Raw genomic sequence first — 14,110 nt, 5'->3', positions numbered from 1 at the left:
ACTCATTGATCCTGCTTACGGTTGAGGGCCAGGGCCTGGGCGGGCAGCAAGCGCACCGTGTCGCCGCTGTGCAACAGGTGAGCGCCGAGGGCGACGATGGTTTGGCCGGGTGTTACGCCGCTGTCGAGCAAGGCGTCTTCCTGACCGAGGCTGGCGACCTTCACCGGGGCAAAGCTGATCTTTTGATCATCGCCAATCAGCCATACGCCCGTGCCTTGCCCCGCATCCTGCAAGGCGCCAATCGGCACGCGGGTTTGCAGGGGCTGGCCGTTGCCTTGCAGGCGCACGGTGATGGTGGAGCCGAGGGCGAAACGCTCGACCGAACCCTGCAGCACGTAACGTGCGCGGTAGGTGCGGGTGACCGGGTCGGCGCTGGCGGACAGTTCGCGCAGGGTGGCGGTCACGGCCTGGTCGGCTGCGCCAAAGGGAAACGCCAGGGCTTTTTGCGCAGCCAGGTCACGCCGGTTCTCCGGCAGGTTGACGATGGCTTCGCGGGCGCCGTCATGGGCCAGGCGCGCCACGATTTGCCCTTCGGCCACCACTTGGCCGCGATCGGCCAGCACGTCGGTGATGATGCCGTCGCCATCGGCCTTGAGTACCGAATAAGTGCGACGGTTTTCGATCTGGCTGGCATCCGATTGCGCCGCGGCCAGTTCGGCCTGGGCGACGCGCAGGTTGGTGGCCGACTGGTCGAAGATCTGCCGCGACACCGCGCCGGTGCTGGCCAGGCGCTGGTAACGGTTTTCATCGTCACGACGCTGGCGCAGTTGGGCCTGGGCGGCGTTGACGCGGTTCTTGGCCGAGCGAAGCGCCAGTTCGAAGTCGCCGATGTCCAGCACCAACAGGGTGTCACCACGGGAGACGTGCTGGCCGGGGTCGACCTTGCGCTCGATCACCTTGCCGCTGACCCGAAAGCCCAGGTCACTTTCAGTGCGTGCCGCCACCACGCCGGTATAGGCGCTTTGCTGGGTGCCGGCTGCTTCGACTGTGGCGGCCAGCACCGGGCGCGATGTGGGCGCCTGGGCGGCGCTGTCGGCCTTGCTGTTACAGCCACTGAGGACCACCAGCAGAGCCAGTGGCGTGAGAAGGCGCAGGGGGAGAGGGGGCATGACGAACTCCAGGGTGACCATAGGGCAAAAAATTATGGACATAATTTTTCGCTCATATTATGGTCGAAATATAAATTAATCCAGCCCCCGGATACTCCCCATGGCAAACGCCCCGGCACCCTCACGCAGCTTGCTGTTCTTGCTGGTTGCCCTCACCGCATTGGGTGAAGTCTCGACGCAACTGATCATCCCCGGCCTGGGTGCCATCGAGCACGCGCTGCAGGCGCCGCAAGGCTCGGCACTGATGGCGCTGTCGGCATTCGTTGCTGCGTTTGGCCTGGGGCAGTTACTGTTCGGGCCGCTGTCGGATCGCATCGGCCGGCGGCCAGTCTTGATCGGGGGCCTGACGCTCTACGTAGTGGCGACGCTGGCGATGCTGCTGGTCACCGACATCCAGCAGTTTATCGCCGCCCGGGTGTTGCAAGGCCTGGGCGCGTGCGCCGCGCTGGTACTAGCGCGCACCGTGGTGCGCGATGTGTGGAAAGCCGAGGCAGGCCCGGCCCTGGCGCTGACGATGATCGGCATGTTGTATGCCATCGTCGTTGCGCCGATAGCAGGGGGCTTACTGATCAAATTGCTGGGTTGGCGTGCGCCCATCGCCCTGGCGTTGGTGATCGGCAGCCTGGTGTTATTGCTGGCGCTGCTGTTCTTTCGCGAGAGCAATCATCACCTCGATCCCAGGGCCGCACACTGGCGCACCCTCGGCGGGCAGTATCTGGATCTGCTCAAGGGGCGCCAGTACCGTGCTTACGCGGTGGCCCTGGCGTGTACCTATGGCGCGATGTTTGCGGTGATCGCGGGTTCATCGGCGGTGTTTATCAATCTGCTGGGGTTCAGCAGCCTTGAGTACGGGCTCAACTTCGGACTGATTGTGTCGATGCTGATCGTCGGCTCCACTTATACCCGGCGTAACATTCAGCGCCTGGGGCCGCAGCGCATTGTGGCGATGGGTGTGACGATGGTGGCGGTGGGCGGGGTGGCAGCCCTGGCGATTTACGGCGTGTTCGGGTTGTCGGTAGTGGGGCTGGATATTCCCATCGCCCTGGTCACGCTCGGCGGCGGCCTGGTGCTGCCGGGATCCGTTACCGGGGCCGTGATGCCCAATGCGCACCGTGCGGGTTTAGCCGCCGGGCTCATGGGATTTGCACAGATGTTCGGCGCCACGTGCAGCGGGTTGCTGCTGAGCCAGTTACGCGATGGCAGTGCCGCGCCGATGATCATTATCCAGGCCGGGTTTGCACTGTCGGCACTGGTTGCCTTTCAACTGCTGCGCCAGCGCCAGGTTAAAACGCTGTCCTATATATAGAACGATCAGGGCCATTTTTACCGGCTAGTGCTCAAGGGTGAGGCGATTTAAGGTGTACTCACTTTGGAGGTACACCATGAAAAAGCTGATTGGTATCTACACCAGCCCCCGCGCCCACTGGGTCGGCGACGGCTTCCCGGTACGCACGCTGTTTTCCTACGACACCATGGGCAAGCACATCAGCCCATTCCTGTTGCTGGATCACGCAGGTCCAGCCGAATTCACCCCGACTGAACAACGTCGCGGCGTCGGCCAGCACCCGCATCGCGGTTTTGAAACCGTGACCATCGTCTACGACGGCGAAGTCGAGCACCGCGATTCTACCGGTGCCGGCGGCAAAATCGGCCCGGGCGATGTGCAATGGATGACCGCAGCCAAAGGGATCCTGCACGAAGAGTTTCACTCCCAAGACTTCGCTCGTAGTGGCGGCGCACTGGAGATGGTGCAACTGTGGGTCAACCTGCCGGCCAAGGACAAAATGGCGGATGCCGGTTACCAGACCATCGTCGATGGCGACATTCCGGTGCTGCCATTGGCAAACGACGCCGGCCACCTGCGCCTGATCGCCGGGAAATTTGCCGGTACTCAAGGCCCGGCCCGCACCTTCACGCCGATAGACGTATGGGACTTGCGCCTCAACGCCGGTAAAGCGGTCACGCTGGACCTGCACGCCGGGCGTAACACCGCCTTGGTGGTGCTCAGCGGCACGTTGTTGATCAATGGCGAAGAAGTCGCACGCCAGGGGCAATTGGCCCTGTTCGAGCGCGACGGGAAGCAACTGACCCTGGAGTCCAACGACGACGCCAAGGTGCTGCTGCTCAGCGGCGAACCCATCGACGAGCCCATCGTCGGGCACGGTCCGTTCGTGATGAACACCGAGCAGGAGATTCACCAGGCATTTGCCGACTTTCAGTCGGGCCAGTTCGGGCAAATGCACGCCTGACGGTTCACCGCCACCTCCTGTGGGAGCTGGCTTGCCTGCGATAGCATCACCCTGGTGTAGCTGATACACCGCGGTGTTTGCATCGCAGGCAAGCCAGCTCCTACATTTTGTTTCCAGGTTTCTGATTTCATGCGATCTTCTCGGCATTCGCCCTGGAGTCGCCTGGATGCCCTCATTTATCGCTGATCACCCGATGCTGTGCGCCGTGGCGTTGATCCTGATCGACATCGCCGTGTGGCGCCTTATTTCCCCCAACCTGGCCAACTGGAAACTCGCAGCGCGGCTGGTGATTTTCGCGGTGTTCAGTGCCGTGTTGTTCAACGACGGCATGAACCCCATGCAAGCGGCGCCCTATGCCGATGACACCACCTTGCATCTGGCCGCCACGGCGCTGCAGATCGGCTGGTGGTTGTTCGCCGCGCGCACCCTCACGGTATTGCTCGGCGCGGTGATGATGCAGCGGGTCGGCCATACCGGGCGTTTGTTGCAGGACCTGATGGGCGCAGTGATTTTCCTCATTGCGATCATCGCCGCCATGGCCTACGTGCTCGACCTGCCGGTCAAGGGCGTGCTGGCCACCTCCGGCGCCGTGGCGATCATCGTCGGCCTGGCCTTGCAAAGCACCCTGAGCGATGTGTTTTCCGGGATCGTCCTCAATACCACCAAGCCTTACCAGATCGATGACTGGATCTCCATCGACGGCACCGAAGGCCGTGTCACCGATATCGACTGGCGCGCCACGCGCCTGCAAACCTCTCAGGGCAGCCTGGCGGTGATCCCCAACTCCCTGGCGGCCAAGGCCAAGATCATCAACTTCTCGCGTCCGGCGGACATGTTCGGCCTGGCGGTCAGCCTGCAAGTCAGTCCCCATGCGCGCCCGCAAACCGTGATCGAAGCGCTGGAGCGTGCGATGCAGGGCTGCCGGCCGTTGCTGGCCCAGCCGGCGCCCAGCGTCGCGTTCAAGGCGTCCACCGGCAGTGGCGTGGAATATGAAATCAGCGGCTTTGTGCCGGCCATGGGCCTCAAGCGCGAAACCCGCAACCAGCTTTACGACCTGGCCTACCGGCATTTGCAGGCGGCGGGCGTGGGGCTGTTGTCCGCCACCGAAGGCAGCACGCCGCCTGCGGTGTCTGGCGCCCGCGCCTTGCTGGAGCGCTCGTCGATCTTCTCCACCTTGCGCCAGGAAGAAAAAGACACCTTCAGCCAGAACATGACCCTGCACACCTACCGCGCCGGTGAGATGATCCTGGCGGCGGGGGAGGTCAGCGATCACCTGTTCATCATCGAGTCCGGCGTGGTCTCGGTGCTGTTGATCAAGGACGGGCACAAGTTCGAGGCTGGGCGCATGGGCCCTGGGGAGGTGATCGGTGAGTCCGGCATTCTCTCCGACCAGGCGGCGCTGGCGGATTTTTCGGCCAAGACCTACTGCACGCTCTACCGCATCGAAAATGAATACCTCAAGCCGTGCCTGGACGCCCGGCATGATATCGGCGAAGCCATGAAGGCGCTGCTGGACTTCCGCCGCCATGCCGCCCAGGCCCTGACCGAAGACGCGCCCGTGGTACCGGTCAAGAAGGGCTTCATCCAGTGGCTGAGGAACCGCGGCCTGTAGATTGGTCACCTGTTCTTCGCCCGGATTGGCTATTTCTCCAGGACGCCGGGGTGACTAACCTGCTCACCAATCCCACTGTCCTGGAGCAACACCATGCAAACCCGTACCGATTTCTACACCGCTTCCCCAGACGCCATGAAAGCCATGCTCGCCCTGGAAGCGGCGGTCGGCAAACTTTCCATCGAACTGCCACTGCTGGAACTGGTGCGCCTGCGCGTTTCGCAGATCAACGGCTGCGCGTTCTGCCTGGACATGCACACCGCCGATGCACGCAAGGGCGGCGAAACCGAGCGGCGCCTGTACACCGTGTCGGCCTGGCGTGAAACCCCGTTCTTCACGCCGCGCGAGCGTGCTGCCCTGGCCTGGGCCGAAAGCCTGACCCTGCTCAGCCACACCCACGCCCCCGACGAAGACTTCAACGCCCTGGCTGCGCAGTTCAGCCCACAGGAACAAGTCGACCTGAGCGTCGCCATCGCCACCATCAACAGCTGGAACCGCCTGGCGGTGGGCTTTCGCAAGATGCCCAAGTAACGATCGGAGAGTAGCCGTTTTTTGTGGCGAGGGAGCTTGCTCCCGCTCGACAGCGAAGCTGGAGCCGGATTTTGGGGGGCGCTTCGCACCCCAGCGGGAGCAAGCTCCCTCGCCACAGAGTCGGAGGTTCAGAAATTTACTGAAGCACTCAGGCGCGCCGTCAGCGGTGCGCCCTGGAACAGGTAGTCATCGCCCATATACTCGCCCGCGTCGCGCCAGTAGCGCTTGTCGAACAGGTTATCGACGCTCAGGCGAAACACGGTCTCGTAGCCATCGACCTTGGTGGTGTAGCGGCTGCCGACGTTGACCACCGCGTAGTCGCCCACTTCCACGTTGCCGGTGCGATTGGCGGACTTCTTGGCGCTGTATTGCACGCCGCCCAATACCGCCAGGCCGTTGACCCAGGGCAGGGCGTAGTCGGCGTACACGCTGGCGCGCAGCTTGGGCACGTTGATCGCCTGGTGGCCTTCGTATTCCTGCGTGCCGCTGCCGCTCACCCGCGCTCGGATCGCGGCCACGCTGGTGGCGATCTGCAGACGGTCGGTGGCCCAGCCGTTGGCGGACAATTCAATGCCGGTGTTTTTTTGCTGGCCCTGCTGCACGTAGTTGAACGTGCCACCTTCGGGCTTGGCGTACTGGTAAGCCTGGCGCGTCTGGAATACAGCGGCGGCGAAGCTGATACGGCGCCAGTCGTATTTCACCCCGGCTTCGATCTGGCGCGAGACGGTGGGGGCGAGTGTTTCGTCGGCATTGCTTGCAAACCACGGCGCGGTGCCGCCCAGGGACAGGCCCTTGCTGTAGCTGGTGTACAGCGAAACGTTGTCCACCGGCTTGTAGATCAGCGAGGCCTGGGGCAGGAACACGTACTGTTGGGTGTGGCGCGTCTGGTTGCCGGTGACGCTGTCGAAGGCTTTTTCGTCCAGGCGCACTTCACGGCCGCCGAGGATGGTTTGCCAGTGCTCGTTGAAGCGGATGCGGTCGGTGACGAACAGTCCGTACTGGCGGCTGTCGAGGTTGCGGTGGCTGTCGTTCAACGGCTTGTCGGTCGGGGGAAAGCTCGGCACCTCTTCGTTGATATTGGCGGTGCCGATGAATTCGTTGACCGACTTGCGTTTGTCGATCACTCGGCGAAACGCGCTGCTGCCAAAGGTCAGTTCATGGCCGATGCCGGCAGTGTCGAAGAGGCCGGTCATGGCCGCCTGGATTTCGTCGTCGCGGCGAGTGTCGTCCGGGCTGCGGTAGTCGTAGACGTCGTAATTGCCTTCGGGGCTGAAGTAGTTCGGCACGCTGGCGGCACTGCAACTGGCCGAACCATAGCAACCCCAGGCAAACGAGCTGTAGTCATCAATCACCACCTTGCTACGCGCCGCGCTGACACTGCCTTTCCACTGATCGCTGAAACGGTACTCGAACTTGCCGTTGAGGTTCAGCGAATCAATCCCGACCTGCTTGCCGCCCGTCTGGTGCCCCAACAGCTTCTTCGGTGAAGCACCGTGGGGCACTTCGGTGCCCCCCAGCAGTTGATACCCCGGTACCGAACGCTGTTGCTTGTTCTGGTATTCGGCGTCCAGTTGCAGCACGGCGTCGGGGCTGATGTTCCAGTCAAAGGCCAGGGACACGAAATCGCGCTGGCCGTTGGCGTGTTCCACATAGGCATTGAGGTCTTCATGGGCGACGTTGGCGCGCAGGCCGAACTGCTGCTCGCTGCCAAACCAGCCGCCGACATCGGTGGCGATGTAACCACTGCCGCGATCATCGGTGGACACCGTCACCGAGCGCACATCCTGGGGGCGTTTGGTCACGTAGTTGATCACCCCGCTGGGCTCGGAAATGCCGCTCTGCAAACCCGCCAGGCCCTTGAGCACTTCCACCTGCTGCTTGTTTTCCAGCGCGACGTTCTGCTCGCCGGTGATGGTGCGCCCATTGATCTTGTAACTGCTGGCCGCGTTCAGCGAAAAGCCACGCACCACGAAATTCTCGTAATAACCGATGGGCGCGTAACTGTCGCCCACCGAGGCATCGTTGCGCAGCACTTCACTGAGCAAGCGTGCCTGCTGGTCCTTGATCAGAGCGGCGTTGATCACGGTGATCGAGGCGGGGGTGTCCAACAGCGGCGCTTCATCAAAGCCGCCCACCGACGCGGTTTCACTGCGGTAGCCCGACTCATCCTGGCCCTGGACCTTTACCGTCGGCAACTCGATCTCGGCGGCCAGGCTGCTGCCGATGCCGCCACTGAGCAACAGGCCGAGGGCGAAACGTGAAGTGACGACGGGGCGAAAACGCAAAACCATGGGGCAAGGCCTTAAAGCGCTGGGCGGGGGGCGCCTAAGCTAGGCATAAGCGCGGCCTTTTACAAGCTTTCGCGCAAGGTTCGCACGGCGAGACAACCCGTCTCAGCTCCGATGCCGATCCTGTTGTGGCTCGACAGCCAGGCGCCGGCTTGCGATAGACAAGGCTCCCCTCATCGTTTCAGGAGATTGTCATGGGTATCGCAGGTAAAGTCGCGCTGGTCACCGGCGCCGGGCAGGGCATAGGCCGGGCTATTGCCATGCGCCTTGCACAGGACGGCGCCGATGTCGCGTTGGTGGACATTGACGGCGCCAAGCTCAACGCCGTGGCCGCCGAAATCGTCGCCACCGGCCGCAAAGCCTCTGTGTTCATCGCTGATGTATCCAGACGCGAACAGGTGACGGCTGCGGTAGAGCATGCCCACCAGACGCTGGGCGGATTCGACATCATCGTCAATAACGCCGGAGTGGCGCAGATCGACTCATTGCTCGATGTCAGCCCGCAGCAGGTCGAGCGCACCCTGGATATCAACGTCAAGGGCGTGCTGTGGGGGATCCAGGCGGCCGCCAACATGTTCAAGGCGCTCAAGCAGAAGGGCAAAATCATCAATGCTTGTTCAATCGCAGGGCATGAAGGCTTTGCGCTGTTAGGGGTCTACTCGGCGAGCAAGTTCGCGGTACGCGCCTTGACCCAGGCGGCGGCCAAGGAACTGGCGAGCGCGGGTATCACGGTAAACGCCTATTGCCCCGGTGTGGTGGGCACCGATATGTGGGTTGAGATCGACAAGCGCATGGCCGAGATTACCGGGGCGCAGGTGGGGGCAACCTACAAGCAGTACGTGGATGGGATTGCCTTGGGCCGTGCGCAAACGCCGGAGGATGTGGCGGGGTTTGTGGCATTTCTGGCAGGCCCGGACGCAGACTATATGACCGGGCAGGCGCCGTTGATCGACGGTGGCCTGGTCTACCGCTGACAGCGTGGTCGACTCGCCTGCGTGGGAGTCGATCCCTTGTATCAGTGGGTTTTGCCGGGCATATCAATACCCAGTTGGTTCACGCGTCGGTACAGGGTTGCCCTTGAAATCCCCAGGGCCTGTGCCGCAGGCGAGGGTTTCCAGCGATGGCGAATCAACGCATCCAGAACCATTTGACGCTCGGGGCTGGCGCTTTGCTCTTCCAGCCCTTGAGGCTGCTCGCCCCGGATTTCAATCGGCAAATCCACCACTTGCAGTGTAGTGCCTTCGCACACCGCACAGGCGTACGCCAGCACATGCCGCAGTTGCCGCACATTGCCCGGCCACGCATAACCCAGTAGCAATTGCAGTGTGGCCTGGCCGATGCCCAACGACACGCCACTGTTACGCGCCTCTTGCTCCAACAGCCGATTGATCAGGGCCAGCTTATCGGTGCGTTCGCGCAACGGCGGCAGGCAGAAGCGCGCACAACCCAGGCGAAAGTACAGGTCTTCACGGAATCGGCCCGCGCTGACCAGCGCCGCCAAATCGCGGTGGCTGGCGCAGATCACCTGAATGTTCACCACGCGGGTTTTCGCTGCGCCCAACGGCGCGACTTCACCCTCGGCCAGCACCCGCAGCAACCGTGTCTGCAACGCCAACGGCATATCGCCGATTTCGTCGAGGAACAACGTACCGCCGTCGGCTTGCAGTAGCAGCCCGCTCATGCCTTTGCTGGAGGCTCCGGTGAAGGCGCCGGGCGAATAGCCGAACAGCTCGCTTTCAATCAGGCTCTCCGGAATCGCCGCGCAGTTCACCGCCACAAACGGCCCGTGCCGGCGCGCGCTGTGCTCGTGCAACTGGCGGGCGAAGACTTCTTTGCCGACGCCGGTTTCACCTTGCACCAGCACGGGCAGGTTGCGGTCCTTGACCCGCGCAGCCAAGCGCAGGTGCTCCTGGATCCGCGGGTCGACTTGAGTCTCTGGCAGCGCCCGAACCGAGGGGCGTCGGGGTGCATTGACCCTCACGTGTACCGCGCCGGGCTTGCCCAGCCAGTGCAACTGCCGGGTTGACTGATCAGTGGCTGCACGCAATGCATCCACATCGAACACTTCGCCGATATGCTCAGGCAGCTGGCCAAAGCGCAAGCGCAGGGCTTGACGCGCCTTGCTGTTCAAGGCGTGCAGACGTCCGTCCTGGTCCCAGGCCAGCAGCAGGTCGGGTTGGCTGTCGACAAAGCCTGGAGTGCTATGGGCTTGTAACACCCAGTGCTGCCGGGCGCTGTGCATGAAAAAAGCGTTTTCGATGGCCTGGGCGCTCTGCGCCACCATCTGCCGTATCAGGTGCTGGCTGCCGCGGTCATCCGGCGACTTGAGCGCCGAGACATCCAGCACACCCAACAGGTGGCCCTGCGGGTCGAAGATGGGCGCAGCCGAACACGTCAGGCCGATAAACGCTGCGCGAAAGTGATCACGCTTGTGCACCGTTACCGCCGTTTTACTGGTCAGCACCGTGGCCACGCCGCAGGTGCCTTCCTCGGCTTCCGACCAGCAGGTGCCCAGGTAAAGGCCGGCCTTGCGGCAGTCGGTGCGAATGCTCGCATCGACACGGTGATCGATGGTCTGGCCCTGGGCGTCGGTGAGCATCACGCAGTAGTCGGCATGGCGCACGCGATGGTGCAACTGTGCGACTTCTTCGCCGGCGATGCGCATGAACAGCTCGGCGCGCTCGCGGCATTCCTTGAGCAAGGGTTCGCTGAGGATACGTGGACCTTGCAGGGAGCCGGGGTCCAGGCGGTGTTGCTCCATGGACCGCCGCCACGAATCGAAGATCAGCGACGGCACGGGCGCCTGGGGCAGGCGCTCGGCATTGCGGACCACGCGACTGACACAGTCGACATGCTCCCTGGAGTTCATGGCGAGCATAAAGCCTCCGGTTCTCAAGCTTTGTTGTTATGCGCGTCATTAAGCGCGCATGTGTGCCCACGGACAAGGGCACCCTGACCAACGCCTGCATTGAGACGCTGCGTCTCATGCCGCTGAGACTCAAGGGTCGAACTGCGTGGTTGCGTCTCACATTTAGCCGACCACTTGCCTGGGCATCGCTGTGTGGCGCGGCTCTGGATCAAGGCTTTGCCAGGTTTTTTCGACGGTTGGCACAAGCTGTGCTGAACAGCTTGGCACTGGCTGCAGCCAGTCTTTTGTGCGTCGAGACAACCTGGAGAACAACAAGATGTCCACCCACCTGTGCACCGATCAGTTACTGCATGCCTACACCGTGATGCGCACCATCCGCGATTTCGAAGAACGCCTGCATGTGGAGTTCGCCACCGGCGAGATCCCCGGTTTCGTTCACCTGTATGCCGGCCAGGAAGCCTGCGCCGCTGGTGTCATGGCGCATCTCAATGACGATGATTGCATCGCGTCCAACCACCGCGGCCACGGACACTGCATCGCCAAGGGCGTCGACGTGTTCGGCATGATGGCCGAAATCTATGGCAAGAAAACCGGCGTGTGTGGCGGCAAGGGCGGCTCCATGCACATCGCCGACCAGGAGAAAGGCATGCTCGGCGCCAACGGCATTGTCGGTGCCGGCGCACCGTTGGCCGCGGGGGCGGCGCTGGCTGCCAAGCTCAAGGGGAGCCAGGGCGTGGCAGTGGCGTTTTTTGGCGACGGTGGCTCCAACGAAGGTGCCGTGTTCGAAGCGATGAACCTGGCGTCGATCATGCAGCTGCCGTGTCTGTTTGTCGCCGAAAACAACGGTTATGCCGAGGCCACTGGCGCCGGTTGGTCGGTGGCATGCAAAGACATCGCCGAGCGCGCCGCCGGGTTTGGTATGCCGGGGGTGATCGTCGACGGCAATGATTTTTTCGCGGTGCATGAAGCACTCGGCGTTGCTGTGGAGCGGGCGCGCCAAGGCGACGGGCCAACGCTGGTCGAGGTGAAGCTCAGCCGTTTCTACGGGCACTTCGAGGGCGATGCGCAAACCTATCGCGGCGCTGACGAAGTGAAAAACCTGCGCGAAAGCGCCGATTGCCTGGCCTTGTTCCGTCAGCGCTGCAATGCCGAAGGCTGGCTGGACGCAGCGCAGTTCGAGCGCATCGACGGTGAAGTGGCGCAATTGATCGAAGACGCCGTACGCCTGGCCAAAACCGATCCCAAGCCCCAGGCCGCCGACCTGCTAAGCGACGTTTACGTGGCCTACCGCTGATACCAACCCTATAAAAACAAGACGTGGAGAGAATCTAATGGCTCGTAAAATCAGCTATCAGCAGGCGATCAATGAGGCCTTGGCTCAAGAGATGGGCCGTGACCAGAGCGTATTCATCATCGGTCAGGATGTGGCCGGTGGCACCGGTTCCCCCGGTGAGCAGGACGCATGGGGCGGCGTGCTTGGCGTGACCAAGGGCTTGCACCCGCAATTTCCCGGGCGCGTGCTGGACGCACCGTTGTCTGAGGTCGGCTACGTGGGCATGGCGGTGGGCGCCGCTACCCGTGGCATGCGCCCAGTGTGCGAATTGATGTTCGTCGACTTCATCGGCTGCTGCCTGGACCAGTTGCTCAACCAGGCTGCCAAGTTCCGCTATATGTTCGGTGGCAAAACCACTACACCGCTGGTGATCCGTGCCATGTACGGCGCCGGTTTGCGGGCGGCTGCCCAGCATTCGCAAATGCTCACCTCCATGTGGACGCATATCCCCGGCCTCAAGGTGGTATGCCCGGCCACGCCCTACGACGCCAAGGGCATGTTGATCCAGGCAATCCGCGACAATGACCCGGTGATTTTCCTTGAGCACAAAATGCTCTACGGCATGCAGGGCGACGTACCGCAAGAGCTGTACACGGTCCCGTTTGGCGAAGCCAACTTTGTGCGTGAGGGCAAGGATGTGACGCTGGTGACCTACGGCCGCATGCTGCATATCGCCCTGGAGGCTGCGGCCAACCTGGCGCGTCAAGGCATTGATTGTGAAGTGCTGGACCTGCGCACCACCAGCCCGCTGGATGAAGACAGCATCCTTGAAAGCGTCGAGAAAACCGGGCGCCTGGTGGTGATCGACGAATCCAACCCACGCTGCTCGGTCGCCACCGACATCAGTGCCCTGGTGGCCCAGCGGGCGTTCGCTTTCCTGCGCGCTCCCATCGAGATGGTCACCGCGCCGCACACCCCGGTGCCGTTTTCCGATGCACTGGAAGACCTGTACATCCCCAGCGCCGCGAAGATCGAGGCCGCCGTGATGAAGATCGCCGACAAGAGGACCGCCGCATGATTCATACCCTGACCATGCCCAAATGGGGCCTGTCGATGACCGAGGGCCGCATCGATGTCTGGCTCAAACAACCCGGCGACCGAGTGGAAAAGGGCGAGGAAGTGCTGGACGTGGAGACCGACAAGATCTCCAGCAGTGTCGAGGCGCCTTTTAGCGGCGTGCTGCGTCGGGTACTGGCGCTCAGTGATGAAACCCTGCCGGTGGGCGCTCTACTGGGAATTGTGGTGGAGGGCGAGGCGACAGAGGCTCAGATCGATAGCGTGATCGAAAGCTTCAACGCCGGGTTCGTCTCCAGTGCCGCCGAAGCCGAAGAGGCCGGCCCCAGCGCACAAAAAGTCGAGGTAGGCGGGCGCTTGCTGCGTTATCTGGACATGGGCGAGAGCGGCACGCCGCTGGTGTTGGTGCACGGCTTCGGGGGCGATCTGAACAACTGGCTGTTCAATCAACCGGCCCTGGCCGCCGAACGCCGGGTGATTGCCCTGGACCTGCCGGGGCACGGGGAGTCGGGCAAGTCTCTGCAAACGGGAGACGCTGCCGAACTCAGTCGCGCCGTACTGGCATTGCTCGACCACCTGGCGCTCGACCGTGTGCATTTGGCCGGCCACTCCATGGGTGGGCTGGTGACCCTCACCGTCGCCAGCCTGGCGCCTGCACGTATCGCCTCCATCACCTTGATCGCCAGCGCCGGTCTGGGTGCCGATATCAACGGCGATTACCTGCGAGGTTTTGTCGAAGCCAACAACCGTAACGCGCTCAAGCCGCCATTGACTCAACTGTTCAGTAACCCTGCGCTGGTGACGCGGCAGATGCTGGAGGACATGCTCAAATTCAAGCGCCTGGAAGGGGTGGATCAAGCGTTGCGCCAGCTCGATCACAAGCTGTTCGATGGCGGGCGGCAGATGCTGGATCTTCGCAGCGAGGTGGGCCGCCAGCCGAGCCTGGTGATCTGGGGCAGTGACGACGCGATCATCCCGGCAAGTCACGCCCAAGGGCTGCAGGCTCAGGTGCATGTATTGCCGGGGCAGGGGCATATGGTGCAGCTAGAGGCGGCGGAGCAGGTCAATCAACTGATCTCCACTTTTTTGAACGCGCAGCCCTGAT

11 protein-coding genes are annotated in these 14,110 nt (G+C 62.7%); 8 read left to right on the top strand and 3 right to left on the bottom strand.

The window, feature by feature from the left end:
- Positions 1-2: 2 nt before the first annotated feature.
- Positions 3-1,109: an efflux RND transporter periplasmic adaptor subunit gene (locus HBO10_RS17515; protein ID WP_034125871.1), complete on the bottom strand. Its 1,107-nt coding sequence runs from the start codon at positions 1,107-1,109 to the stop codon at positions 3-5.
- A 100-nt stretch (positions 1,110-1,209) separates the two neighbouring features.
- Here HBO10_RS17515 and HBO10_RS17510 point away from each other — a divergent pair, with 100 nt between their 5' ends.
- The 4 genes from HBO10_RS17510 (at position 1,210) to HBO10_RS17495 (ending at position 5,501) form a co-directional block, all read left to right on the top strand.
- Positions 1,210-2,415, top strand: a complete 1,206-nt coding sequence (locus tag HBO10_RS17510; protein ID WP_034125787.1) for a multidrug effflux MFS transporter — start codon at positions 1,210-1,212, stop codon at positions 2,413-2,415.
- Positions 2,416-2,491: 76 nt separating this feature from the next.
- A complete protein-coding gene (locus HBO10_RS17505) occupies positions 2,492-3,358 on the top strand; it encodes a pirin family protein (protein ID WP_034125786.1) in 867 nt (288 codons plus the stop codon).
- A 166-nt stretch (positions 3,359-3,524) separates the two neighbouring features.
- Positions 3,525-4,970, top strand: coding sequence for a mechanosensitive ion channel family protein (locus HBO10_RS17500; protein WP_034125785.1), 1,446 nt, complete (start codon positions 3,525-3,527; stop codon positions 4,968-4,970).
- Between the two features lie 93 nt (positions 4,971-5,063).
- Positions 5,064-5,501 carry a carboxymuconolactone decarboxylase family protein gene (locus tag HBO10_RS17495; RefSeq protein WP_034125784.1) on the top strand — a complete coding sequence of 146 codons (438 nt, stop codon included), beginning with the start codon at positions 5,064-5,066 and terminating at the stop codon, positions 5,499-5,501.
- A gap of 128 nt (positions 5,502-5,629) precedes the next feature.
- On the opposite strand, the gene HBO10_RS17490 is transcribed toward HBO10_RS17495, so the two are convergent.
- Positions 5,630-7,792 (bottom strand): TonB-dependent siderophore receptor, encoded by a 2,163-nt coding sequence (locus HBO10_RS17490; protein WP_034125783.1) that lies wholly within the window; start codon positions 7,790-7,792, stop codon positions 5,630-5,632.
- Positions 7,793-7,983: 191 nt separating this feature from the next.
- On the opposite strand from HBO10_RS17490, the gene HBO10_RS17485 reads away from it, so the two are divergent.
- Complete coding sequence (locus tag HBO10_RS17485; protein WP_034125782.1) at positions 7,984-8,763, top strand: acetoin reductase; 780 nt, start codon at positions 7,984-7,986, stop codon at positions 8,761-8,763.
- A gap of 41 nt (positions 8,764-8,804) precedes the next feature.
- On the opposite strand, the gene HBO10_RS17480 is transcribed toward HBO10_RS17485, so the two are convergent.
- Positions 8,805-10,667, bottom strand: a complete 1,863-nt coding sequence (locus tag HBO10_RS17480; protein WP_034125781.1) for a sigma-54-dependent Fis family transcriptional regulator — start codon at positions 10,665-10,667, stop codon at positions 8,805-8,807.
- Positions 10,668-10,974: 307 nt separating this feature from the next.
- Between HBO10_RS17480 and HBO10_RS17475 the strand changes: the two genes are divergently transcribed.
- From HBO10_RS17475 to HBO10_RS17465, 3 genes are read left to right on the top strand one after another with little or no spacing between them, the layout of a single operon-like run.
- Positions 10,975-11,952, top strand: coding sequence for a thiamine pyrophosphate-dependent dehydrogenase E1 component subunit alpha (locus HBO10_RS17475; RefSeq protein WP_034125780.1), 978 nt, complete (start codon positions 10,975-10,977; stop codon positions 11,950-11,952).
- Between the two features lie 37 nt (positions 11,953-11,989).
- Complete coding sequence (locus HBO10_RS17470; RefSeq protein WP_034125779.1) at positions 11,990-13,009, top strand: alpha-ketoacid dehydrogenase subunit beta; 1,020 nt, start codon at positions 11,990-11,992, stop codon at positions 13,007-13,009.
- Complete coding sequence (locus HBO10_RS17465) at positions 13,006-14,109, top strand: acetoin dehydrogenase dihydrolipoyllysine-residue acetyltransferase subunit (protein WP_034125778.1); 1,104 nt, start codon at positions 13,006-13,008, stop codon at positions 14,107-14,109. Before HBO10_RS17470 ends, HBO10_RS17465 begins: the two co-directional genes overlap by 4 nt.
- Position 14,110: the final 1 nt, after the last annotated feature.

It is taken from the genome of Pseudomonas sp. WS 5503, assembly GCF_012985385.1.
Lineage (GTDB): Bacteria > Pseudomonadota > Gammaproteobacteria > Pseudomonadales > Pseudomonadaceae > Aquipseudomonas > Aquipseudomonas paracarnis.
The sequence above is the reverse complement of the archived record's forward strand: the minus strand, read 5'-3'. Positions and strand labels throughout refer to the sequence as shown.

What these genes read in the sequence shown, in the direction of transcription:
- HBO10_RS17485 (WP_034125782.1), top strand. Translation starts at nt 7,984, where the DNA reads ATGGGTATCGCAGGTAAAGTCGCGCTGGTCACCGGCGCCGGGCAGGGC.
- HBO10_RS17500 (WP_034125785.1), top strand. Translation starts at nt 3,525, where the DNA reads ATGCCCTCATTTATCGCTGATCACCCGATGCTGTGCGCCGTGGCGTTG.
- HBO10_RS17495 (WP_034125784.1), top strand. Translation starts at nt 5,064, where the DNA reads ATGCAAACCCGTACCGATTTCTACACCGCTTCCCCAGACGCCATGAAA.
- HBO10_RS17480 (WP_034125781.1), bottom strand. Translation starts at nt 10,667, where the DNA reads ATGCTCGCCATGAACTCCAGGGAGCATGTCGACTGTGTCAGTCGCGTG.
- HBO10_RS17470 (WP_034125779.1), top strand. Translation starts at nt 11,990, where the DNA reads ATGGCTCGTAAAATCAGCTATCAGCAGGCGATCAATGAGGCCTTGGCT.
- HBO10_RS17475 (WP_034125780.1), top strand. Translation starts at nt 10,975, where the DNA reads ATGTCCACCCACCTGTGCACCGATCAGTTACTGCATGCCTACACCGTG.
- HBO10_RS17515 (WP_034125871.1), bottom strand. Translation starts at nt 1,109, where the DNA reads ATGCCCCCTCTCCCCCTGCGCCTTCTCACGCCACTGGCTCTGCTGGTG.
- HBO10_RS17505 (WP_034125786.1), top strand. Translation starts at nt 2,492, where the DNA reads ATGAAAAAGCTGATTGGTATCTACACCAGCCCCCGCGCCCACTGGGTC.
- HBO10_RS17490 (WP_034125783.1), bottom strand. Translation starts at nt 7,792, where the DNA reads ATGGTTTTGCGTTTTCGCCCCGTCGTCACTTCACGTTTCGCCCTCGGC.
- HBO10_RS17465 (WP_034125778.1), top strand. Translation starts at nt 13,006, where the DNA reads ATGATTCATACCCTGACCATGCCCAAATGGGGCCTGTCGATGACCGAG.
- HBO10_RS17510 (WP_034125787.1), top strand. Translation starts at nt 1,210, where the DNA reads ATGGCAAACGCCCCGGCACCCTCACGCAGCTTGCTGTTCTTGCTGGTT.